This is a genomic window from Amycolatopsis sp. La24 (assembly GCF_029087445.1).
Classification (GTDB): Bacteria; Actinomycetota; Actinomycetes; order Mycobacteriales; family Pseudonocardiaceae; genus Amycolatopsis; species Amycolatopsis nivea.
In genome coordinates this window covers 39,784-61,041 of sequence record NZ_JARACH010000042.1, presented here as the reverse complement: position 1 = coordinate 61,041, position 21,258 = coordinate 39,784, and the positions used below count along the sequence as shown (strand labels likewise).

Annotated in this window: 21 protein-coding genes; 18 read left to right on the top strand and 3 right to left on the bottom strand. The window is 72.2% G+C overall.

Translation table 11 applies throughout. The features are described from left to right. The first annotated feature begins 28 nt into the window (after positions 1–28). From PUT80_RS31325 to PUT80_RS31315, 3 genes are read left to right on the top strand one after another with little or no spacing between them, the layout of a single operon-like run. Positions 29–793 carry an isocitrate lyase/phosphoenolpyruvate mutase family protein gene (locus PUT80_RS31325; RefSeq protein ID WP_275294338.1) on the top strand — a complete coding sequence of 255 codons (765 nt, stop codon included), beginning with the start codon at positions 29–31 and terminating at the stop codon, positions 791–793. Positions 794–803: 10 nt separating this feature from the next. Further along, positions 804–1,826: an aminotransferase class V-fold PLP-dependent enzyme gene (locus PUT80_RS31320; RefSeq protein WP_275294337.1), complete on the top strand. Its 1,023-nt coding sequence runs from the start codon at positions 804–806 to the stop codon at positions 1,824–1,826. Between the two features lie 32 nt (positions 1,827–1,858). Continuing rightward, positions 1,859–2,524 (top strand): hypothetical protein, encoded by a 666-nt coding sequence (locus PUT80_RS31315; RefSeq protein WP_107051038.1) that lies wholly within the window; start codon positions 1,859–1,861, stop codon positions 2,522–2,524. 496 nt (positions 2,525–3,020) lie between these two features. On the opposite strand, the gene PUT80_RS31310 is transcribed toward PUT80_RS31315, so the two are convergent. Then, positions 3,021–3,941: a ferritin-like domain-containing protein gene (locus PUT80_RS31310; protein ID WP_037812821.1), complete on the bottom strand. Its 921-nt coding sequence runs from the start codon at positions 3,939–3,941 to the stop codon at positions 3,021–3,023. 111 nt (positions 3,942–4,052) lie between these two features. Here PUT80_RS31310 and rimP point away from each other — a divergent pair, with 111 nt between their 5' ends. The 7 genes from rimP to PUT80_RS31275 all read left to right on the top strand — a co-directional run bounded on the left by rimP (position 4,053) and on the right by PUT80_RS31275 (position 10,874). Beyond that, positions 4,053–4,571: a ribosome maturation factor RimP gene (rimP, locus tag PUT80_RS31305; protein ID WP_275294336.1), complete on the top strand. Its 519-nt coding sequence runs from the start codon at positions 4,053–4,055 to the stop codon at positions 4,569–4,571. Continuing rightward, positions 4,568–5,626, top strand: coding sequence for a transcription termination factor NusA (gene nusA / locus PUT80_RS31300; RefSeq protein WP_037812537.1), 1,059 nt, complete (start codon positions 4,568–4,570; stop codon positions 5,624–5,626). The genes rimP and nusA overlap by 4 nt, the downstream gene beginning before the upstream one ends. Positions 5,627–5,715: 89 nt before the next feature. Continuing rightward, positions 5,716–6,018, top strand: a complete 303-nt coding sequence (locus PUT80_RS31295; protein WP_238605427.1) for a YlxR family protein — start codon at positions 5,716–5,718, stop codon at positions 6,016–6,018. A gap of 88 nt (positions 6,019–6,106) precedes the next feature. Next, positions 6,107–9,064: a translation initiation factor IF-2 gene (gene infB / locus PUT80_RS31290; RefSeq protein ID WP_275294344.1), complete on the top strand. Its 2,958-nt coding sequence runs from the start codon at positions 6,107–6,109 to the stop codon at positions 9,062–9,064. Between the two features lie 170 nt (positions 9,065–9,234). Then, positions 9,235–9,528 carry a DUF503 domain-containing protein gene (locus PUT80_RS31285; RefSeq protein WP_037812533.1) on the top strand — a complete coding sequence of 98 codons (294 nt, stop codon included), beginning with the start codon at positions 9,235–9,237 and terminating at the stop codon, positions 9,526–9,528. Between the two features lie 34 nt (positions 9,529–9,562). Then, a complete protein-coding gene (gene rbfA, locus PUT80_RS31280; RefSeq protein ID WP_037812532.1) occupies positions 9,563–10,036 on the top strand; it encodes a 30S ribosome-binding factor RbfA in 474 nt (157 codons plus the stop codon). 4 nt (positions 10,037–10,040) lie between these two features. Beyond that, positions 10,041–10,874 carry an alpha/beta hydrolase-fold protein gene (locus PUT80_RS31275; protein ID WP_037812531.1) on the top strand — a complete coding sequence of 278 codons (834 nt, stop codon included), beginning with the start codon at positions 10,041–10,043 and terminating at the stop codon, positions 10,872–10,874. 25 nt (positions 10,875–10,899) lie between these two features. Here the strand turns inward: PUT80_RS31275 and PUT80_RS31270 are convergent, their stop codons facing one another. Then, on the bottom strand, positions 10,900–11,934 hold the full coding sequence (locus PUT80_RS31270) for an SAM-dependent methyltransferase (protein ID WP_275294335.1): 1,035 nt from the start codon (positions 11,932–11,934) through the stop codon (positions 10,900–10,902). 25 nt (positions 11,935–11,959) lie between these two features. Here PUT80_RS31270 and PUT80_RS31265 point away from each other — a divergent pair, with 25 nt between their 5' ends. Continuing rightward, positions 11,960–12,970 carry a DHH family phosphoesterase gene (locus tag PUT80_RS31265; RefSeq protein WP_275294334.1) on the top strand — a complete coding sequence of 337 codons (1,011 nt, stop codon included), beginning with the start codon at positions 11,960–11,962 and terminating at the stop codon, positions 12,968–12,970. A gap of 120 nt (positions 12,971–13,090) precedes the next feature. Here the strand turns inward: PUT80_RS31265 and PUT80_RS31260 are convergent, their stop codons facing one another. Beyond that, positions 13,091–13,660: a TetR/AcrR family transcriptional regulator gene (locus PUT80_RS31260; protein ID WP_238605431.1), complete on the bottom strand. Its 570-nt coding sequence runs from the start codon at positions 13,658–13,660 to the stop codon at positions 13,091–13,093. A 251-nt stretch (positions 13,661–13,911) separates the two neighbouring features. Here PUT80_RS31260 and PUT80_RS31255 point away from each other — a divergent pair, with 251 nt between their 5' ends. From PUT80_RS31255 to thpR, 7 genes are all read left to right on the top strand, one after another. Further along, a complete protein-coding gene (locus PUT80_RS31255; protein ID WP_037812524.1) occupies positions 13,912–15,249 on the top strand; it encodes an MATE family efflux transporter in 1,338 nt (445 codons plus the stop codon). A gap of 57 nt (positions 15,250–15,306) precedes the next feature. Then, the gene (locus tag PUT80_RS31250) at positions 15,307–16,128 is read left to right on the top strand and encodes a PhzF family phenazine biosynthesis protein (RefSeq protein WP_275294333.1); all 822 of its coding nucleotides are present in this window, start codon (positions 15,307–15,309) and stop codon (positions 16,126–16,128) included. A 111-nt stretch (positions 16,129–16,239) separates the two neighbouring features. Then, positions 16,240–17,559 (top strand): MFS transporter, encoded by a 1,320-nt coding sequence (locus PUT80_RS31245; protein ID WP_134670175.1) that lies wholly within the window; start codon positions 16,240–16,242, stop codon positions 17,557–17,559. Positions 17,560–18,134: 575 nt separating this feature from the next. Beyond that, positions 18,135–19,052: a tRNA pseudouridine(55) synthase TruB gene (gene truB / locus PUT80_RS31240; RefSeq protein WP_275294332.1), complete on the top strand. Its 918-nt coding sequence runs from the start codon at positions 18,135–18,137 to the stop codon at positions 19,050–19,052. A 42-nt stretch (positions 19,053–19,094) separates the two neighbouring features. Beyond that, positions 19,095–20,060 carry a bifunctional riboflavin kinase/FAD synthetase gene (locus tag PUT80_RS31235; RefSeq protein ID WP_078870440.1) on the top strand — a complete coding sequence of 322 codons (966 nt, stop codon included), beginning with the start codon at positions 19,095–19,097 and terminating at the stop codon, positions 20,058–20,060. 164 nt (positions 20,061–20,224) lie between these two features. Next, complete coding sequence (locus PUT80_RS31230; RefSeq protein ID WP_037812516.1) at positions 20,225–20,701, top strand: helix-turn-helix transcriptional regulator; 477 nt, start codon at positions 20,225–20,227, stop codon at positions 20,699–20,701. A gap of 3 nt (positions 20,702–20,704) precedes the next feature. Next, positions 20,705–21,217 carry an RNA 2',3'-cyclic phosphodiesterase gene (thpR, locus tag PUT80_RS31225; RefSeq protein WP_275294331.1) on the top strand — a complete coding sequence of 171 codons (513 nt, stop codon included), beginning with the start codon at positions 20,705–20,707 and terminating at the stop codon, positions 21,215–21,217. The last annotated feature ends 41 nt before the right edge of the window (positions 21,218–21,258 follow it).

The following is a 21,258-nucleotide window of genomic DNA, read 5'->3' as shown; positions in this document are numbered from 1 at the left end:
GAAGCGTGGACGTCGTACCGTGGCGGACATGACCTCCTTCGCCGCGTTGCACGTCCCGGGCCGTCCGCTGTTGCTGCCGAACGTCTGGGAGTTCGGCTTCGCCGCCGCCCTCGCCGCCGCGGGACACCCGGCGGTCGGCACCACCAGCCTCGGCGTCTCGGCCGCCGCCGGGCTCGCCGACGGAGCCCCGGAGTCCCGCGCCGCGACCGTCGCGCTGGCGAAATCGCTGGCACCGCTGGACATCCTGGTCAGCGTCGACCTCGCCGACGGCTTCAGCGCCGACCCCGGGGAAGTGGCGGACCTCGTCGCGGAACTCGCCGACGCGGGAGTGGTCGGCATCAACCTGGAAGACGGCCGAGCCGACGCGCTCGCTCCGATCGTCGTCCAGGCCGCGCTGCTGGCCAAGGTGCGCGAACGCGTCCCGGGCATGTTCCTCAACGCCCGCACCGACACGCATTGGCTCGGCGCCGGCCCGGTCGCGGACGCCATCACCCGGGTCCGCGCGTACGCCGACGCCGGTGCGGACTGCGTCTTCGTCCCCGGCCTGCACGAGCCAGCGGACGTGGCGGAGCTGGTCGAAGCGGTCGAGGTGCCGGTGAACCTCCTGCACCTGCCCGGGAAAGCCACTTTCTCCGAATTGGCCTCCCTGGGCGTGGCGAGGGTCAGTCTCGGCTCGACTCCTTACCGGGTAGCACTATCCGCTGCACTGTCCACAGTAGACGCAGCGCGGGAAGGGGCCGAACTGCCGATGAAGCCGCCTTCGTACGGCGAAATCACCGCATTGCTCCCGTAACCTGGGGGACATGATCTTCGGAGGAAACACCGACTTCGCTGTCCCCGCCGGATACCTCAACACCCCCAGCATCGGGATCCCGCCGACGCCGGTCGCCGACGCGGTCGAGGCCGCGGTCAGCCGGTGGCGCACCGGCAAGGACACCCCGTCGGACTTCGACGAGGCGGTCTCCCGCTCCCGCGCCGGATTCGCGCGGCTCGCCGGGGTCCCGGCGGACCGGGTGGCGATCGGCGCGTCGGTGTCGCAGCTGGCGGCGAACGTCGCGGGCGGACTGGCCCCGGACGCCCGCGTCCTGGTCGCCGAGGGCGAGTTCACCAGCGTGACGTTCCCGTTCGCGCAGCGGGCGAACGTCACCGAAGCGCCGCTCGCCAAGCTGGCGCAGCACGTCGAAGGCCACGACCTCGTCGCGGTCAGCCTCGCGCAGTCCGCCGACGGCGCGCTTCTCGACACCGCCGCGCTGCGGGCCGCCTCCGAAGCCGCGGGCGTGCCGGTCATGATCGATGTCACGCAAGCCGCGGGCTGGCTGCCGCTGGACGTCGCGTGGGCGGACTGGATCGTCTGCGCGGGCTACAAATGGCTGTTCTCGCCGCGCGGCTGCGCCTGGCTCGCGGTGCACCCGCGGGCGCACGAACGGACCCGCCCGGTCGCCGCGAACTGGTACGCCGGCGACGATCCGTGGTCCTCGGTATACGGAATGCCACTGCGCCTGGCCGGAAACGCGCGCGGATTCGACCTTTCGCCGGTGTGGCTGTCGCACGTCGGCGCCGCGGAAGCGTTCGACTACTTCGCGTCACTGGACCTCGCCGCGGTGCGCGACCACAACGCCGGACTGGCCGATTCCCTGCGCACCGCGGCCGGGCTGGAGCCGCAGGGGAGCGCGATCGTGGCGCTGGAAGCCGATCCCGCGCGGATCGCCGAGGCCGGGATCGTCGCGAGCGTCCGCAACGGGCGGGTACGGGTCGGTTTCCACCTCTACAACGGCCCTGACGACGTCGAACGCGTGCTGGACGCCCTGGGCGCAGCGTCTGGCTGAAGGCCGCACGGGCGGTGAACTACGGTGTTCGCGTGTCCCATCCGCACTTCACCCCCGGACCCTCGGACACGGCCCCGATCCCGGCCGTGCCCGCGCAGCCGGGTCCGCCGCCCGGGCCGTCGCGCAACCGCGCCCTCCTGCTGCGCGGCGCCGGGCTCGTGGCGATCGCCGTCGTGGCCGGGCTCGTCTGGTACCTGATCCGGCACGACAGCACGCCGGACGAGCCGGTCGCCGAACCACCGGCGACCACGGCGAAGCCCGCGTTCGACTACAAACTGGCCGAAGGCCCGGTCAAGGCGACCGACTGCGCCGCCAACGCGTACTCGGGCGCGAAGAAGTTCTTCCAGGACAACCAGTGCAAGTCCTTGGCGCGGGCGCTGTACACGGTGCAGTCCGGGGACGCGAAGGCGCTGGTGTCGGTGGTGCTGGTGACGATGCCGGACGCGGCGAAGGCGACCGAGCTGAAACAGCTCACCGACCGCGACGGCACCGGCAACGTGAGCGACCTGGTCCGCGACGGCACCTTCCACGACACCGACGCCCCGAAACTGAGCGGCAACGAGGCGGAGTACGAGTCGAAGGCCACCGGAGCCGAGGTGACGATCGTGCTGACCGACTTCTACTACGGCCACCACGACAAGCAGCTGCTCAACCGGATCGCGAAGAACGCGTTGAAGCTGTCCGGGAAGCTCCGCTGAGCTTCTCGTGAAACGCGCAGGCTCGGGTTCGGCCCGGCCTGCGCGCTTGTGCTAGGAGGGCTGCCCGGGGAGGGCAACGGGCTTCTGACTCAATGCTAGGAAATTAAGACGCGACAGTTCAGCCCGCAGCTCGTCCACAAGAGACGTCCTCGCCGCCGAAATGCCCGATTAATCCCATTCTGACCGTGTCTCGAGGCCCGTGAGGGGACCCCTGAGGGAATCAGATTCCCTCAGGGGTCCCCTCACGGACTGCAAAATCCGTGTACCGGTCCCCGCCAGTAGTCACTGCGGTCGCCAACCCCTTCGAACTGGGCAGCCGCGCCGCAACGCACCGGCGGCACCGCCTTAAGTTCCTGGCATGGGGGCGCTACGGACCAGCTTCCTGCCGTCAAGGCGTCCCACGCCCGCGTGGCGCTGCCCGGCAACGCGGCCGCAAGCTGGCGTGTTCTCGTGAGTGTTCACGCCGGTTCTAACCGGCACGAACACTCACGACGCCCTACGAGGGCTGCCCGGGGAGGGCAACGGCGGCGGGCTTCAGACCCGCCTCCTGCCGCCAGGGCATCCCACGCCGAGCCGCCGCGATCACCGCCTGCAAAGCCATCCCGCGCAGCCCCGAATCGTCGGTATGCGTAAGCACGGCAAGCCAAGCCGCCGCCGTGTCCGCCTCCGCGCTCGCCACCAGCGCAGCCGCCGAAGCGGTGTCGGTAACCGGCTTAGGCGGCACGTACGCGGCTTCAGGAGCCACCGGTGTCGCCGACACCGACGTGATCATCTGCGTGACCACGTCCCGCCGCGCGGTGTGTTCCGCGCGCCCGGCCTTCACCGCTTCCCCGAAGTCACCCGGCAGGAACGCCGTCACCAACCCGTACACCCACAGCGACGCGTGCTCGGCCGCCAGCGCCTTCTGCAGCGAATCCACCGCTTCCTTCGGCACCGACGACGGCGCGGCCGCGGCCTTCGCGTCGGCCCCCGGCCCGAGTTCCGGCGCGACCCGCTGCAGCCCGGCGCACCCGGCGGCCACCGACGCGACCAGCCCGGCCCGGTACGCCGGCAGCGCGGGCACCAGGTCCTCCGCCTGCTTGCGCGCGGCGGCGAGCCGGTCCTTGAACCCGGCGAGATCAGCCGGCGCGGCGGGGACGTCCGCCGCCTTCTTCGGCCGGTTCAGCCGGTCCACCTCGGTCTTCAGCGCGGCCGCCTGCGCGGCTCTGGCGTCGGCGACCTGTCCGGCCGCGTCGCCGCCGGCGGGCAGCTTCCTGGCCGCGGCGGCGTCCGCCTCGGCCGTCGCCAGCAGCGGGGCCAGGGGATCGGGGGCGTCGTCGTAGCCGCCGGAGCAGGCGGCGAGCGGCACAGCCGCGGCGACAGTGGCGCTCAGCGCGCCCAGACGCAGCACGGCGCGCCGGGAAAGGTCTGCGGTCACGTCGGCCCATCCTGCCAGGCCGCCCGGGTGCGCCGCCGCTCGCGCGTCTTCGCGGGGGCGCAGGATAAGCTTGACCTTCACCGACCAACAGGCCGAACAGGAGTGCTCCACGTGCCCAACGAACTCGCCAGCCGGCTGGAGCCGATCGTGGCCGAAGCCGTCACGACCGCGGGTTTCGACCTCGACTCGCTCGAGGTGCAGCAAGCCGGAAGGCGACAGCTGGTGAAGGTGGTCGTCGACTCCGACGACGGCGTCGGCCTGGACGAGGTCGCCGAGGTCAGCCGCACCGTCTCGGCCGCACTCGACGAGAACGAGCACGTGCTGGCGAGCGCCTACACGCTCGAGGTCACCTCGCCCGGCCTCGACCGGCCGCTCACCCAGCGCCGGCACTGGCGGCGCGCCCGGTTCCGCCTCGTCAAGATCACGCCCGTCGAGGGTTCGGCCTACCTCGGCCGCGTCGGCCACGCCGGCGAGAAGGGCGTGCGCGTCCTCGTCGACGGCCGGATCAAGGACGTGCACTACCAGTCCGTCGCGAAGGCCGTCGTGGAAGTCGAATTCAAGCAACCGCCCGCAGACGACCTCAAAGCCCTGACCGCGGACGAGAACGAGAAGAAGGAGGAGTCGAAGTGAACGTGGACATCGCCGCGCTGCGGGCGATCGAACGGGACAAGGACATCCCCTTCGACACGGTCATCGAGGCCATCGAGACCGCGCTGCTCACCGCGTACAAGCACACCGAGGGCCACCAGCCGCACGCCCGGATCGACATCGACCGCAAGACCGGCCTCGTCCGCGTCCTCGCGCACACCCTCACGTCCGAGGGCGAGGTCGACGAGGAATGGGACGACACGCCCGAGGGCTTCGGCCGGATCGCCGCCACCACCGCGCGCCAGGTCATCCTGCAGCGGCTGCGCGACGCCGAGCACGAGAAGACCTACGGCGAGTTCTCCGCCAAGGAGGGCGAGATCGTGGCCGGGGTGGTGCAGCGCGACGCGCGCGCCAACGCCCGCGGCATGGTCGTGATCCAGGTCGGCGACACCGAGGGCGTGCTGCCGCAGGCCGAACAGGTCGCGGGGGAGTCCTACGAGCACGGCACCCGGATCAAGGCGTTCGTGTTCGGCGTGTCGCGCAGCAACCGCGGCCCGCAGATCATGCTGTCGCGCTCGCACCCGAACCTGGTGCGCAAGCTGTTCGCGCTGGAGGTCCCGGAGATCGCCGACGGCACCGTCGAGATCGCCGCGGTCGCCCGCGAACCGGGGCACCGGTCGAAGATCGCCGTGCGCTCCACCATCCCGGGCGTCAACGCCAAGGGCGCCTGCATCGGCCCGATGGGCGCGCGCGTGCGCAACGTGATGAGCGAGCTGGCCGGCGAGAAGATCGACATCATCGACTGGTCCGACGACCCGGCCAGGTTCGTCGGGAATGCATTGTCGCCGGCGAAGGTTGTTTCGGTACGTGTCGTGGACGAGCGCGCCAAGACGGCGAGGGTCGTCGTGCCGGACTTCCAGCTGTCGCTGGCGATCGGCAAGGAGGGCCAGAACGCCCGCCTCGCCGCCCGGCTCACCGGCTGGCGGATCGACATCCGCAGCGACGCGGCCCCCGCCGAGCCGGCCGGTCCGGCGCAGGGTGAGCAAGACCACGCCGGCCAGGCGCGGCCCGCCGCGGCGACCGGTTCGGCCGACTGAAGGTGCAGGCGCTAGACTCGACAACGGTTCAAGTCCCGCGAAGGGCCACTGGGGACACCCCCGACCTCCCGCGTCACCGGCACTCGCCGGTGCGCACGTGTGTCGGCTGCCGGAAACGGGACTTGACCGGCGAACTGCTGCGCGTGGTCGCGGCGGACGGGCGGCTGGTCGTCGACGAACGTCGGCGGCTGCCGGGACGGGGTGCGTGGCTGCACCCGGGACCGGGCTGCCTGGCCAAAGCCGAGCGGAAGCGGGCGTTCCCCCGGGCTCTCCGGGCCCAGGGCGCGCTCGAGGCCGCGGGACTGCACCGCCACGCGGCGTTCGCCGAGGACAACGACGCCGGGACGCTCCCGGGGTCGCGGGAAACAAGGAAGCAGGTCGACCCGTCATGAGTCAGCCGTGAAGCTGAAGCCATGAACGCGCGACGATAAGGACGAGGTCAGCGGGTCCCCGCCTGGCCTCCCCTAGATGAGGAGAGCTGTGCCAGGCAAGGCCCGTGTACACGAGCTCGCTAAGGAGCTCGGCATCACCAGCAAAGAAGTTCTCGCCAAGCTGAAGGAGCAGGGCGAGTTCGTGAAGTCCGCGTCGTCCACCGTCGAGGCGCCCGTCGCCCGCCGGCTCCGCGACGCGTACCCCGCCAAGGGCGGGAAGAAGCCCGGCCCCACTCCGGGACCGCGGCCCGCTCCGGCCCCGAAGCCGCCCGCTCCGCAGCAGCAGAGCGCCGCTTCGCAGGCCCCGTCCGCTCCGGCCCCCGCGCCGCAGCAGGCCCCGGCCGTGAAGCCGGGACCGCAGGCCGCCAAGCCGGCGGCGTCCCCGGGCCCGAAGCCCGGCGGCCCGCGCCCCGGCCCGCGTCCGCCCGCCCCGGCCCAGCCGGCCCCGGCGCAGGAGGTCCCGGCCGCCAAGGCCGAGCCCGCCGCGCCCAAGCCGGCCCCGAAGCAGCAGGACTCGTCGTCCGCCGGTTCGGTCGTGCCGCCCAAGCCGCAGGGCCCCAAGCCCGGCGGCCCGAAGCCCGGTCCGCGCACCCCGCGGGTCGGCAACAACCCGTTCGGCGTCGGTTCAGGTTCCCCAGCCCCGCGCCCGCCCGCCTCGCGTCCCGGCCCCGGCCAGGGCGGCGACAACCGTCCCCCGCGTCCGGGCGGCGGCCAGGGCGGCGGAGAGCGTCCGCCGCGTCCCGGCGGGCAGGGCGGCGGCAACCGGCCTAGCCCGGGCAACATGCCCCCGCGCCCGAACCCCGGCATGATGCCGGGCCGCGCCCGTCCGGCCGGACCGGCAGGCGGCCGCGGCGGTCCTGGCGGCGGCGGTCGTCCCGGTGGCGGCGGCGGCCGTCCCGGCGGCGGCGGCGGTGGCGGCGGCTTCCGCGGCGGCCCCGGTGGCGGCGGCGGTGGCGGCGGTTTCCGTCCCGGTGGCGGCGGCGGTGGCGGCTTCCGTCCGGGCGGCGGCGGTGGCGCCCCGGCCGGCGGCGGCGGTTTCCGCGGCGGCGGCGGCGGTCGCGGCGGCCCCGGCGGTCGCGGCGGCACGGCCGGCGCCTTCGGCCGTCCCGGCGGGCCCTCGCGCAAGGGCCGCAAGTCGAAGCGGCAGAAGCGCCAGGAGTACATGGACAACATGCAGGCGCCCAGCGTCGGCGGCGTCCGCCTGCCCAAGGGCAGCGGCGAGACGATCCGGCTGCCGCGCGGCGCTTCGCTGACCGACTTCGCCGAGAAGATCGACGCCAACCCGGCTTCGCTGGTGCAGGTGCTCTTCCACCTCGGCGAGATGGTCACCGCGACGCAGTCCGTGTCGGACGACATCCTCGAGCTGCTCGGCGGCGAGATGAACTACGTCGTCCAGGTCGTCTCCCCCGAGGAGGAGGACCGCGAGCTGCTGGAGACCTTCGACATCACCTATGGCGAGGACGAGGGCGGCGAGGAGGACCTGCAGGTCCGTCCGCCGGTCGTCACCATCATGGGTCACGTCGACCACGGCAAGACCCGGCTGCTGGACACGATCCGCAAGACGAAGGTCCGCGAGAGCGAGGCCGGCGGGATCACCCAGCACATCGGCGCCTACCAGATCGAGACCGAGCTCGAAGGCGTGCCGCGGCTCATCACCTTCATCGACACCCCGGGTCACGAGGCGTTCACCGCCATGCGTGCCCGAGGCGCGAACTCGACCGACATCGCGGTGATCGTGGTGGCGGCCGACGACGGCGTCATGCCGCAGACGGTGGAGGCGATCAACCACGCGCAGGCCGCGAAGGCCCCGATCGTGGTCGCGATCAACAAGATCGACAAGGAGGGCGCGAACCCGGACAAGATCCGGCAGCAGCTCACCGAGTACAACCTCATCGCCGAGGAATACGGCGGCGACACGATGTTCGTCGAGATCTCCGCACGGGAGAACATCAACATCGACGGGCTTCTCGAGGCGATCCTGCTGACCGCGGACGCGGCTCTGGACCTGCGGGCCAACCCGGACATGGAGGCGCAGGGCGTCGCGATCGAGGCGCACCTCGACCGCGGCCGCGGCCCGGTGGCCACCGTCCTGGTCCAGCGCGGCACGCTGCGCGTCGGCGACTCGGTCGTGGCGGGCGACGCCTACGGCCGCGTCCGCCGGATGGTCGACGAGCACAACGAGGACGTCACCGAGGCGCTGCCCTCGCGTCCGGTCCAGGTCATCGGGTTCACCTCGGTGCCGGGAGCGGGCGACACCTTCCTGGTGGTCGACGAGGACCGCGTCGCCCGGCAGATCGCCGAGCGCCGCTCCGCTCGCACCCGCAACGCGCTCAACGCGTCGCGCCGCAAGCGGGTCAGCCTCGAGGACCTCGACTCCGCCTTGAAGGAGACGAGCAGCCTCAACCTGATCATCAAGGGCGACAACTCGGGTACCGTCGAGGCGCTCGAAGCGGCGCTGCTGCAGCTGGACGTCGGCGAAGACGTCGAACTGCACGTCGTCCACCGCGGCGTCGGCGGCGTGACCGAATCGGACATCGACCTGGCGACCGCGTCCGACGCGATCGTTCTCGGGTTCAACGTCCGGGCGCAGGGCAAGGCGACCGAGCGGGCCACCCGCGAGGGCGTCGACGTGCGCTACTACACGGTCATCTACCAGGCGATCGAAGAGATCGAGCAGGCTCTGAAGGGCATGCTCAAGCCGGAGTACGAAGAGGTCGAACTGGGCCGCGCCGAGGTCCGGGACGTCTTCAAGTCCTCCAAGATCGGCACGATCGCGGGTTGCCTGGTCATGTCCGGCGAGATCCGGCGCAACGCCAAGGCCCGCCTCCTGCGCGACGGCAACGTGGTCGCGCAGAACCTGCCGATCAACTCGCTGCGCCGCTTCAAGGACGACGTGGTCGAGGTCCGGGAAGGGTACGAGTGCGGTCTCACGCTGGGCTCGTACAGCGACATCAAGGTCGACGACGTGATCGAGACCTACGAACAGCGGGAGAAGCCCCGTAGCTGACGGCTTCCGCTGGGGGAGGGGCGTGCTCGCAGGCTGCGCTCGCCCCTCCCCGCCGTCAGCGTGTTGTGCGGGGGTCGAACCCCCGCGCCCCCGCCAGGGGGCAAGCCCCCTGGACCCCCGCGTGGGGTCCAGTCGGGCTGTCCGTCGAGTTTGGTAGGTGCTGACTAGCTTTGTTCGTTGGAGCTTTGGAGCTCGACTTGCTGCTCGACGACGTGCATTCGTTGAAGCAGAAACGATCCGTGGTGCGGCCGGTGGTGGCCGAACTGCGGAAACGCTTTTCCGTCTCGGTCGCCGAGGCGGGACATCTGGACCTGCACCGGCGCGCGCTCATCGGCGTCGCCGCGGTCGCCCCCGACGGCGAGCACATCCGGGACGTGCTCGACGCGTGCGAGCGGTTCGCGGCGGGCCGCCCCGAGTTCGAACTGCTGTCCGCGCGCCGCCGGCTGCTCGGCCCGGACGACTAGAACACCCGGAAATCCGGAGAAGGAGACCTCAGCCATGGCCGATCCCGCTCGGGCACGCAAGCTCGCCAAGCGGATCTCGCAGATCGTGGCCTCGGCGATCGAACACGACGTCAAGGACCCGCGACTGGGTTCGGTGACCATCACCGACGCCCGCGTCACTGCGGACCTGCACGACGCCACGGTGTACTACACGGTGCTCGGCGAAAGCCTCGACGCGGAGCCGGACTTCGCGAGCGCCGCGGCCGCCCTGGAAGCCGCGCGCGGCGTCCTGCGCACGAAGGTGGGACAGGGCACCGGCGTCCGCTACACCCCGACGCTCACCTTCGTCGCGGACAGCGTCCCGGACGACGCCCGCCGCATCGAAGAACTGCTCGCGAAGGCCCGCGAATCGGACGCCGAGGTGGCCCGCCGGGCGACCGGAGCTCAGCCCGCGGGCGAAGCGGACCCTTACAAAGCTCCTCGGGCCGACGAGGACGAGGAGCAGGCAGAAGAGGAGACGCGCGGCTGAAGCGATGCGGTCAAAGCCCGGTGTCACGCGACGCGGCCTGCTGTTCGGCAGTGCCGCGGCGCTCGTCTCCGCCTGCACCGGGCGCTCCGCCCCGGTGGTTGCGCCGACCTCGGCTGCCCCGGCCTCCAGCCCGTCGCCCCTGAAGGCGTCCGTCACGATCCACCGCAGGCACTCCGCGGCCCGCGGCCGGGACGTCGACGTCGTGCTCATGACGCCGGACGACGTCCCCAGCACCGGCCTGCCGGTCTGCGTGGCACTGCACGGCCGCGGGTCGAACGCCCGCACGTTCCTCGACCTGGGCGCGCCCGCGGCCCTCACCGCCGCGGTCCGCTCGGGCACCCCGCCGTTCGCGGTCGTCGCGGTCGACGGCAGCCACTACTGGATGCCCGACGGCGACGACGACCCGCACCGCATGCTCACCGACGAACTCCCCGGCTGGCTGTCCGAGGCGGGCCTCCGCCCGATGACCGGCCTCCTCGGCATCTCCATGGGCGGCTTCGGCGCCCTGAACCTTGCCCTCCACCGCCGCGACGTGACCGCCGTGGCGACCTGCAGCGCGGCCCTGTTCCGCACGTGGCCGGAAGCCCGGTCGCGGCACATCTTCGCGTCCGAGGACGACTGGACCGCCGCCGAACCGCTGCGGCACGTCGACGAACTCCCGACCCGAGGCCTCGGCGTGTGGTGCGGCGACGGCGATCCGTTCCTGGCGGCCAACCGGAAGCTGATCACCAGCGCCAAGCCGGAGGTCTCGCGAATCACGGCGGGCAAGCACACGGCGGAGTACTGGCAGGGAGTCCTGCCGGAAGTCCTGCGATTCCTCGGACCGCGGCTGGCGTAGCGGGATCTGCCAGTCCGGCGCGAATTCAGACCGGCTTTCCCGCCACCACAAGATCCCGCACGATCGCCTGATCCACGCGGTGCGCCAACTCTTCGTACGGCCCGCCGGACCGCACCGCCAGCCCCGCCCGTTCCAGGATCGCCACCAGTTCCTCGCGCGGCAGCACATGCGTGTTCCACGAGATCCCGATGGCCCCGCCCGGCCGCAGCACGCGGTTCCACACCGGGATCGCCGCCGCGAGGAGGTCGCGCGGGCTGCGCGCCAGACCGGTCTCGCGGTGGCTGCCGTGCTGCACGCCGTACGGCGCGTCGGTCACGATCAAGTCCACTGACGCCGGGCGGAGGACCTCGTCCGTGGTCAGCGTGTCCGCGTTCAGGTAGCTGAGCCGGCGGGTGCGGCCGGACTTGTAGTCGTCCTTGTCGAACGCGTACTCGATGTCCAGCCGGCGGCCGAGGCGGACCTTGTTGCGGCGCAGCTGCCCGGATTCCGCGGTGTGCTTCACGCGCTTCGTGCGCAGCCACGTCTTCACGAACTGTTCGTACGCCTCGAAATCGCGCGCGTCGACGTCGAGGCCGGTCGCGTCGAAGCCGTACATCACGGCCTGGTTCAGCGTCGTCCCGCGCCCGCACAGCGGGTCGAGGACGTGCAGTTCGCGGTCCGGCCAGTCCGCGGGCCGCGAGGTCGCCAGCAGGGTGAGGTTGAGCAGCAGTTTCGTGAACTGCTCGTTGGTCTTGCCCGGGTACTTCTGGATGGTCAGCAGGTCGGAGTCCGCCTTCGCCAGCGGGTGCACGGCGACCGGCCGCAGCACGCCGTCGCCCAGTTCGAACAGGGCGTACAGCGAGGACAGGTTCGACAGCAGCGCCAGGTCGCGCTCGCCGAGCGGGGCGGCGCAGGCGAATTTCACGTACCCGACCCCGCCGAGTTCGATCTCTTCGATCGCCGACACCTCGGCGGACAGACCGGCGCCGAAGGCCGCCAGTTCGGCGCGCAGCAGCGCCGGCGACGAGGCGGCGTACACGCGGTTGGCGGAAGGCAGAACGAGGATCACGTACTCAGGCATCCCGCAGAGCGTAGCGTGACACTTCGTGACAGCTTCCCTGGTACAGGACATCGAGGCCGCCGCCGCACTGCTGGCCGGGGCCACCGACGTGACGCTGCTCGGCCACGTGCGCCCCGACGCGGACGCTCTCGGCAGTGCGCTGGCCCTCGGCCACGTGCTGCATCGCCGCGGCGCGAACGTGCGGGTCGCCTTCGGCGAGCCGGACGAGGCCCCGGAAACACTGGCGTGGCTGGACGTCGACGGCCTGATCACTCCCGTCGATGCCCTCCCTTCGACGGACGGTCTGCTGGTCGCGTTGGACACCCCGACCCTGGCCCGCCTGGGCAGGCTCGCCCCGCGGGTCGCCGCGGTCCGCGACGCGGGCGGTTCGGTCCTGGTCGTCGACCACCACGCGACCAACGCCCGCTACGGCACCCACCACGTCGTGGACGACACCGCCGAAGCGACGGCAATCCTGGTCACGCGGATCGTCGAGGCGATGGGGGTCGAACTGGACGCGGCCGCCGCGCGCTGCCTGTACGCCGGGGTGGTCACCGATACGAGCGGCTTCCGCCGGGCGAGCCCCGAGACGCACCGGATCGCCGCCCGTCTCCTGGAAGCTGGGGCCGACCCAGGCGAGGTGGCCCGTCGCATCGTCGATGATCACCCGTTCGCGTGGCTGCCGATGCTGTCGACGGTCCTGTCCGAGGCGCGGCTGGAACCCGAAGGGGCGCAAGGATTCGGCTTCGTCCACACGGTGGTGCGCGCGGCCGCCGCGGCGACGGTGCGGCTCGAAGAGGTGGAGTCCGTGATCGACGTGGTGCGCGCGACCCGGGAGGCCGGCGTCGCGGCGGTGCTGAAGGAGGCCGGGCCGGGTCCAGTGTGGACGGTCTCGCTGCGCTCAGCCGGCGACATCGACGTGTCCGCGGCCGCCGCGGAGTTCGGCGGGGGAGGGCACCGGATGGCGGCGGGGTGCACGGCGGAAGGTCCGGCGGAGGAGGTGCTGGACCGGCTGCGGAAGGCGCTGGGGCGGGCACCGCTGTTGCGGGCTTCCTGAACCGGGCTGGGCGCGTTCGACGGGAGCATGAGCGCAGCCGCGTCCGGAAGCTTCGCTGGACCCGTGTCGTACTGCTGACCGGGTCCAGTGCTCGCGGCCGTTCGCGCCTGGTCAGCCTGGTCAGCCTGGTCGGCGCAGGCCGTCCAGCACGAGGGTGATGACGTCGTCGGCCTCGGCCCGCCACCGAGGACGGTCGTGGGCCGCGCCGATGCCGTGCAGAGCCATCATCACGGCCCCGGCATCCACGTCGTCGCGCACAGCACCGTCTCGCACAGCAGCGGCCACCAGGTCGGTGACGGCCTCCTCCAGCGCCTGGCTGCCCCCGGCCAGCGCGTTCGAGCGGTCGGCCATGAGTGTGGCCAGCGTCCGGGCCAGGCCCGCGTGGGCGTCGATGTGGTCGACCATGCCGCGCAGGAAGGTCGCCAGCGCCTCCGCTGCGGGAAGCGTGGCTTGCAACTCGCGGGCGCGGTCGCACAGCGCGGCGACTTCCCCGTGGTAGACCGCCTCGGCCAGCGCCTCCCTGGTGGGGAAGTGGCGGTACAGCGTGCCGGTGCCCACCCCGGCCAGGCTGGCGAAGTCGTCGAAGCGCAGGTCGAAGAATTCGCCCGCGTCGAAGATCTCGCGCGCTTTGGCGACCAGGAGATCGCGGTTGCGCTGGGCGTCGGCCCGCAGCGGCTTGCCCGCGGTCATGCGCTGCCCTCCCGTCAGCAAGCGGAGATTGTCTCCGATTCAATCGTACTGCACGAGGTGGCGCGAAAATCCTGCTGTCCGGCCGTGGCTGAGACAGCCCGCCGCCCGTGCCGGAGCACGCCACAGAGGATTCCCGCCTCTCCGCGATTCCCTTGCCTGATAAGCGAATCCCGTGTCTTGCTTGCCCGCCTAGGAGCGTCCTCGCGGTCCGGGCCGCCGGAATTGTCGGTGCCGGTAGTTACTCTCCTCCCGTGTCCGAAAACGCCACGACCACCGCCGTAAGCGGTGACCGCATCCCGCCCCGCCGAGTGTTCGGCCTCGCCGTGCCCGCGCTCGGCGTGCTCGCCGCCGAGCCGCTCTACGTGCTGGTCGACACCGCCGTCGTCGGCCATCTCGGGGCGTTGCCGCTCGCCGGCCTCGCGTTGGGCGGCGTGGTGTTGTCGCAGGTCTCCACGCAGCTCACCTTCCTGTCGTACGGCACCACGTCGCGCACCGCGCGGCTGCACGGCGCGGGCAGGCGCGCCGACGCGGTCCGCGAAGGCGTGCAGGCCACCTGGCTGGGCGTGCTGGTCGGGCTGGTGCTGCTGGTGGCGGGGCAGTTGTTGGCCGGGCCGATCGCCCGCGCGCTTTCGGGCAGCGACGAGATCGCCGCGGCGGCCGTGTCGTGGCTGCGGATCGCGTTGTTCGGCGCGCCGCTGATCCTCGTCACGATGGCGGGCAACGGCTGGATGCGCGGCGTGCAGGACGCCACCCGTCCGCTGCGCTATGTGCTGGCGGGCAACGGAATTTCCGCCGTTCTGTGCCCGGTGCTGGTGTATGTCGCCGATCTCGGGCTGGAGGGGTCGGCGATCGCGAACGTCGTCGCGCAGGTCGTGTCCGCGTCGATGTTCGTCGCCGCGCTGGTGCGGGAAAAGGTGCCGCTGCGGCCGGATTTCCCGGTGATGCGGGCACAACTGGGTCTCGGCCGGGACCTGGTGCTGCGCAGTTTCGCGTTCCAGGCGTGCTTTGTGTCCGCTGCCGCGGTGGCCGCGCGCACTTCGACGGAGGCGGTCGGGGCGCACCAGGTGGTCCTGCAGCTCTGGACGTTCCTGTCCCTGGTGCTCGATTCGGTCGCGATCGCCGCGCAATCGCTCGTCGGCGCGGCGCTCGGTGCGGGAGCGGCGCGGCAGGCGCGCGGGGTGGCCACGCAGATCACCGGATACGGCTTGATTTTCGGCTGTTTCCTCGGCGTGCTGTTCGCGGCGTTGTGGAGCGTCCTGCCGCACGCGTTTACGTCCGATCCGGGAGTGCTCGGCGAAATCCCGCACGCCTGGTGGTTCTTCGTGGCGCTGCAACCGATCGCGGGCGTGGTGTTCGCGCTCGACGGGGTCCTCCTCGGCGCGGGTGACGCCGCCTTCCTCCGCACCGCCACGCTCGTCAGCGCCGGGCTCGGGTTCCTGCCGCTGATCTGGCTGTCGCTGGCGCTGGGCTGGGGGCTGAGCGGGATCTGGAGCGGGTTGTCGCTGTTCATGGTGTTCCGGCTGGCGGCCGTGGTGGCGCGATGGCGGTCCGGGCGGTGGGCCGTGGTCGGCGCGGTGCGGGAGGCGTGATGGCATGACGGCGAAACCCGCTCGCCGCCGGCGCCCGGCGGATGCGAGGGTGGGCGCATGCCGAAGTTCACCCAGGTCGACGTCTTCACCGACGAGCTCACCCGAGGCAACGCGCTCGCTGTCGTGCACGACGCGGACGCGCTGTCCGACGAGCGGATGGCGGCGTTCGCCCGCTGGACGAACCTCAGCGAGACCACGTTCCTGCTGGAGCCGTCCGACCCGGCCGCCGACTACCGCGTGCGGATCTTCACGCCGCACGGCGAGCTGCCCTTCGCCGGGCATCCGACGCTCGGGTCGGCGCGGGCGTGGCTGGCCGCCGGGGGAGAGCCGAAAGCCGGGCACCTCGTGCAGGAATGCGGGGCCGGGCTCGTCCGGGTGCGCCGCGACGGCGACCGGCTGGCGTTCGCCGCGCCTCCGCTGCGCCGCGGCGGTCCGGTGGACGAGGCCGACCTCGCCGAGGTGAAGCGTGGTCTGCACCTCGGCGACGCCGACGTCCTCGACGGGCGCTGGGCGGACAACGGCCCCGGCTGGGTCGCGCTGCTGCTGCGCGACGCGGCGACCGTCCTCGCCATCGAGCCGGACTTCGCCGCGCTCGGCGACTTCAAGGTGGGCGTCGTCGGTGCGCAGCCGGCCGGATCCGACACGGCCTTCGAGGTCCGCGCGTTCAGCGACACCGTCGAGGACCCGGTCACCGGCAGCCTCAACGCGGCGCTCGGCCAGTGGCTGATCGGCGACGGCATCGCGCCCGAGTCGTACGTCGCGGCGCAGGGAACGCGGCTCGGCAGGCGCGGGCGGGTGCACGTCGAACGGGACGGCGACGACGTGTGGGTCGGCGGCGAAACAGTCGTCGGCATCCGGGGCGAAGCGGATCTGTGGTGAAGCACACCCCGGTCACGGCTATGTCTCGAGGTTGCTGAGGCGATACAACTATCGAGGCGGCAGCGTCGTCGTCCTCCTAGTCCGACGCTCGCCTGCTTACTGGAGGAACTCTTGACGCCCGCCGGCCGCGCCCCTGTCCGGTCCTGGCTCATCTGGCTCACCGCGGTCACGGTGTACCTGCTCGCCGTTTTCCACCGCACTTCGTTCGGCGTCGCCGGGCTGAAGGCGGCCGAACGCTTCGGCGTCGGGTCCGCCGCGCTCGGCATCTTCACCGTCCTGCAGGTCGGCGTGTACGCGGCCATGCAGATCCCGACCGGCGTGCTGGTCGACCGCTACGGCCCGCGCCGCGTGCTCACCGCCGCCGTCCTGATCCTCGGCTCCGGGCAGCTGCTGCTCGGCGTCGCCGACACCTACGCACTCGGCCTGGTGGCCCGCGGCGTCCTCGGCCTCGGTGACGCGCTCACCTTCGTCAGCGTCCTGCGCCTCGTCGCGGCGCACTTCCCGGCGCACCGGTACGCACTGCTCGCGTCGTTCACCTCCTGCGTCGGCTACATCGGAAACCTCGCCGCGACCGTCCCGCTCACCCTGCTCCTCGACGGTCCAGGATGGACAGTCACCTTCCTCGCCGTCGGCGCGGTGACGGTGCTTTATGCGGTGCCGGTCGCGCTGCGCGTCCGCGACACCCCCGAAGGCGTACCGGAACGCAAACGCGAACCCGTGCGCCCGGCGGAACTCGGCAGGCAAGTCAAACTGGCCTGGCGGACTCCCGGCACCCGGCTGGGTTTCTGGGTGCACTTCTCGACGATGTTCGCGCCGAACGTGCTGACCCTGTTGTGGGGCGTGCCTTTCCTGGTGCAGGGCGAAGGTTTGCCCGCGGCGACCGCCAGCGCGCTGCTCACCGTCTTCGTATTCGGCTCCATGGCAGGCGGCCCGCTCCTGGGCGCGGTGATCGGCCGGGCCCCAGTGCTGCGAGTGCCGCTGGTCATCGGTTACCTCGCCGGAGCGGCGATCGTGTGGGCAGTGCTGCTCGGCTGGAACGGCCACATCCCGGTAGGCGTCCTCGTCCCCGCATTCGCCTTCCTCACCCTGGGCGGCCCGGCGTCGATGATCGGCTTCGCCATCGCCCGCGACTACAACCCGCTGTCCCGCGTCGGAACCGCGACCGGAGTGGTGAACGTCGGCGGCTTCCTGGCGACCACCGTGACCGCCCTGCTGATCGGCATCCTCCTCCAGGCGACCGGCGGCAACTTCCGGATCGCGCTGCTGGTCGTCGTGGCCATGCTGGCACTGGGCGCTTCGCGAATGCTCGTGTGGTGGCGCCGGGCCCGCGCCCACGTATTCGCCGCGGAAGCCCGAGGCGAAGAGGTCCCGGTCCGCATCCGGCGGCACCGCTGGGACCGCGCCCCGGAAGAGGCCGTGGCCGCCGCCTGAGCCACCCGCGCCGACCCGGTTCGACCGCCCCGAGCATGCGTCCGGGGCGGCCGCCCGAGCCAGTCGCCCTGCTCAGGCAGCCAGGTCACTCACTGGGGCCGTCCGTTTGGGGCGCCCGCCCAGTCAGCCGATCGTCCAGGGCGGTCGGCCGGGACACTCGCCCTGGCCGGTTGCGCAGATCGGCGGCCTTGAGCGCTCGCCCGGTCGGTTCCCAGACCAGGTCGACTGCCCAGGGCACTTGCCCGGATCGTCCGCCCGAGATGGTCGACTGCCCAGGGCGCCTGCCCGGCTCATTCGCTGGAGCCGGTCAGCTGCCCAGGGCACGTGCCCGGGCCGGTTGCTCGGGCACGTTGTGGCCCAGTCGGTTCGACTCCCAGCGCGATCGCCCGGATCGTCCGCCCGAGCCGGTCGACCGCCCAGGGCACTGCCCGGACCACCCGCCCGAACCGCCCGCCCAGCCGACCAACCGCCCGGACCAGACGCCGAACCCAACCCCCTCCAGTCCCCACCACCCCGCACCCCACGCCCAGAACCGGGCGCCAGCCGCGGAATCCGGTCTAGGTAGGGTTTCCGCCGTGTCTCGCCCGAAAGAACCGCGTCGTCCCGCCCCTCCTCCCGGATTGCTCATCGTCGACAAACCGGCGGGCATGACGTCGCACGACGTGGTCGCGCGGGCGCGGCGGATCATGGGCACCCGCAAGGTCGGCCACGCCGGCACGCTCGACCCGATGGCGACCGGGGTGCTGGTGCTCGGCATCGAGCGCGCCACCAAACTGCTCGGCCACCTCGCCCTCGACCGCAAGACCTATCTCGCCACCCTGTCGCTCGGCCGGTCCACCACCACCGACGACGCCGAAGGCGAACCGCTCGGCGCCGAGGCCGCGCCGGAAACCTTGGCCGCTGTCACCGACGAGCAGATCGCCGACGGGATCGCCGCGCTGACCGGGGACATCCAGCAGGTGCCCAGCGCCGTCTCCGCGGTCAAGATCGACGGCAAGCGCGCTTACGCCCGGGTGCGCGCGGGCGAGGACGTCGTCCTCCCGCCGCGGCCGGTGACCGTGCACCGGTTCGACGTTCTCGGTCTCCGCCGCGAGGACGACCGGATCGAACTCGACGCGATCGTCGAATGCTCGTCCGGCACCTACGTCCGCGCGCTCGCTCGCGACCTCGGCGCCGGGCTCGGCGTCGGCGGGCACCTGAAAGCCTTGCGCCGCACCACAGTCGGGCCGTTCACGCTCGCCCGCGCGCGCACGCTCGACCAGCTCGAAGAGAAACCGGAACTGTCGCTGGACCTCGACGCCGCCGTCGCCGCCGCGTTCCCTCGCCGCGATCTCGACGCCGCCACCGCCAAAGCCGTCCAGTACGGCAGGCGCATCCCGGCCGCCGGGATCACCGGCACGTACGGCCTTTTCGCGCCGGACGGCCACGTGCTCGCGCTGGCCTCCGACACCGAGGGAGTGACCCGTTCGGTGGTGGTCCTCCTGCCCGCATAGGGTGGGAGGCAAAGGCACCTCGCTCGGGGAGAGTTGACAACAGTGCAGCGGTGGCGTGGGCTCGGGGACCTCCCGGGCGGCTGGGGACGGTGCGTGGTCACCATCGGCGTGTTCGACGGCGTGCACCGCGGGCACCAGGAACTGATCAAGCGCACCGTCGCGACGGCCGCCGAACGCGGCGTGCCCAGCGTGGTGCTCACCTTCGACCCGCATCCGTCCGAGGTGCTGCGGCCGGGCAGCCATCCCGCGCAGCTGACGACCCTGCGGCGCAAGGCCCAGCTGGTCGAGGGGCTCGGCGTCGACGTGTTCTGCGTGCTGCCCTTCACCCTCGAGCTGTCCCGGCTCAGCCCGCACGAGTTCGTGCACGAGGTGCTGGTCGACCGGCTGCACGCGGCCGCGGTGCTGGTCGGCGACAACTTCACCTTCGGGGCCAAGGCCGCGGGCAACGTCGCGCTGCTGCGCGAACTCGGCCGCCGCTTCGGGTTCGTCGCCTACGGCGCGGAGCTGCAGGGCCGTTCGCTCGACGACGACCGCGGCGCCAACGACATCACCTTCTCCTCGACGTACGTGCGCTCGTGCATCGACGCGGGCGACGTGGTGGCCGCGGCCGACGCGCTCGGCCGCCCGCACCGGCTGGAAGGCATCGTCGTGCGCGGCGACGGACGGGGCCACGACCTCGGCTACCCGACGGCCAACCTGTCCACCGCGCGGTTCGCCGCCGTGCCCGCGGACGGCGTCTACACGGCCTGGTTCACCCGGCTGTCCGATCCGGACCGGCGGCTGCGCGCGGCGGTGTCGGTCGGCACGAACCCGACGTTCTCCGGGCGCGAGCGCACCGTCGAGGCGTTCGTGCTGGACGTCGACGAGGACTTCTACGGCCAGCACGTCGCGCTGGACTTCGTCACCCGGTTGCGGGATCAGGCGCGGTTCGGCGCGCCGGCCGATCTCGTGCGGAAGATCGACGAGGACGTGGCCCGGACCAGGGAAGCGCTCGGCTCGGACAGCTGAGCGGACCCGGTCCCGGGACAGGCCGGGCGCGGGGCGAATCGGGCGTTCCGGCCCGCGGGGGACGCCCGGAGTGGCAAGATGGGCCGGCGGCGCCGGGCCGGGGAAGCGAAGTGGGCCGGCAGCACCGGGCCGCGGGGACGACAGCGCTAGGGGAGCGGAGCTAGGTGGAGGACCACAAGATCGTCCAGCGGAACATCGCGCTGCAGCGGGAGTGGTACGGGGAGCCGCTGGGCGATCGGGTGCGCAGGCTGGTCGTGGCCTTCGACGTGTCGCAGGCGTTCCTGGCCGAGGTGCTGGGGATCAGCGCGCCGATGCTGAGCCAGGTGATGAGCGGGCGGCGGGCGAAGATCGGCAATCCGGTCGTGCTGGCCAGGATGATCATGCTCGAGCGCAAGATCCTGGTGCCCGAGGTCGCCGCGGGCGACCGCGACGCGATGCAGGCCGCGCTCGAGGACGTGCGCGATTCGCGGCCCACCGTCGGCCGCGACAACATCCCGGTCAACTCCGACGAGAAGATCGTGCTCGCGGGCATCCGGGACGTCGCCGAGGACGAGAACCTGGCCGAGGCGGCGAAGCTGCTCGACGAGGACTTCCCGGCGATCGCCGACCTGCTCCGCCGCGCGGGAGCCGCGGGCCAGTAGCCGATGCAGCTGTTCACCGCGCTGCGCCCGCCCGCCGACGTCGCGGCGGAAATCGCCGACGCGCTCGGCGAACGGGACCGGCTGCTGCGCTGGTCCGATCCGGCCGGCTGGCACATCACGCTGGCCTTTTACGGCGAGGCGGACCCCGCCGGATGCGCCGCCTTCCTCGACCGGGCACTGGACGGCCGAAAATCCGTTGACGTCCGGCTCGCCGGTTCGGGAACATTCCCGGGAGTGCTGTGGTTGGGAGTGGCGGGGGAGGACCTCGCCGATCTCGCCGCGGCCGCCACCATGGGCTCCGGCGAACAACGCCCGTACCGGCCGCACCTGACGCTGGCGCGATGCTCCCGCACGCGGCCGCCGACGGCGTGGACGGAACACCTCGCCGGCTTCCGCGGCCGGGCCTGGACCGCGGACCGGGTCGAGCTGATGGGCGGCGGCAGCCCGTACCGCACGCTGCGGTCCTGGCCGCTGCGCCGCGCGGGAGCCGGCCGCGAGCCGACGCTGCCCAGCTAGCCGCACGCGGCTGAAGCCGCAGTTCAACCGGCTGGTAACCT

What these genes read in the sequence shown, in the direction of transcription:
- PUT80_RS31260 (WP_238605431.1), bottom strand. Translation starts at nt 13,660, where the DNA reads ATGACCGCGGGCAAGCCGCTGCGGGCCGACGCCCAGCGCAACCGCGAT.
- rbfA (WP_037812532.1), top strand. Translation starts at nt 9,563, where the DNA reads ATGGCCGATCCCGCTCGGGCACGCAAGCTCGCCAAGCGGATCTCGCAG.
- PUT80_RS31275 (WP_037812531.1), top strand. Translation starts at nt 10,041, where the DNA reads ATGCGGTCAAAGCCCGGTGTCACGCGACGCGGCCTGCTGTTCGGCAGT.
- PUT80_RS31325 (WP_275294338.1), top strand. Translation starts at nt 29, where the DNA reads ATGACCTCCTTCGCCGCGTTGCACGTCCCGGGCCGTCCGCTGTTGCTG.
- PUT80_RS31270 (WP_275294335.1), bottom strand. Translation starts at nt 11,934, where the DNA reads ATGCCTGAGTACGTGATCCTCGTTCTGCCTTCCGCCAACCGCGTGTAC.
- PUT80_RS31320 (WP_275294337.1), top strand. Translation starts at nt 804, where the DNA reads ATGATCTTCGGAGGAAACACCGACTTCGCTGTCCCCGCCGGATACCTC.
- PUT80_RS31250 (WP_275294333.1), top strand. Translation starts at nt 15,307, where the DNA reads ATGCCGAAGTTCACCCAGGTCGACGTCTTCACCGACGAGCTCACCCGA.
- thpR (WP_275294331.1), top strand. Translation starts at nt 20,705, where the DNA reads ATGCAGCTGTTCACCGCGCTGCGCCCGCCCGCCGACGTCGCGGCGGAA.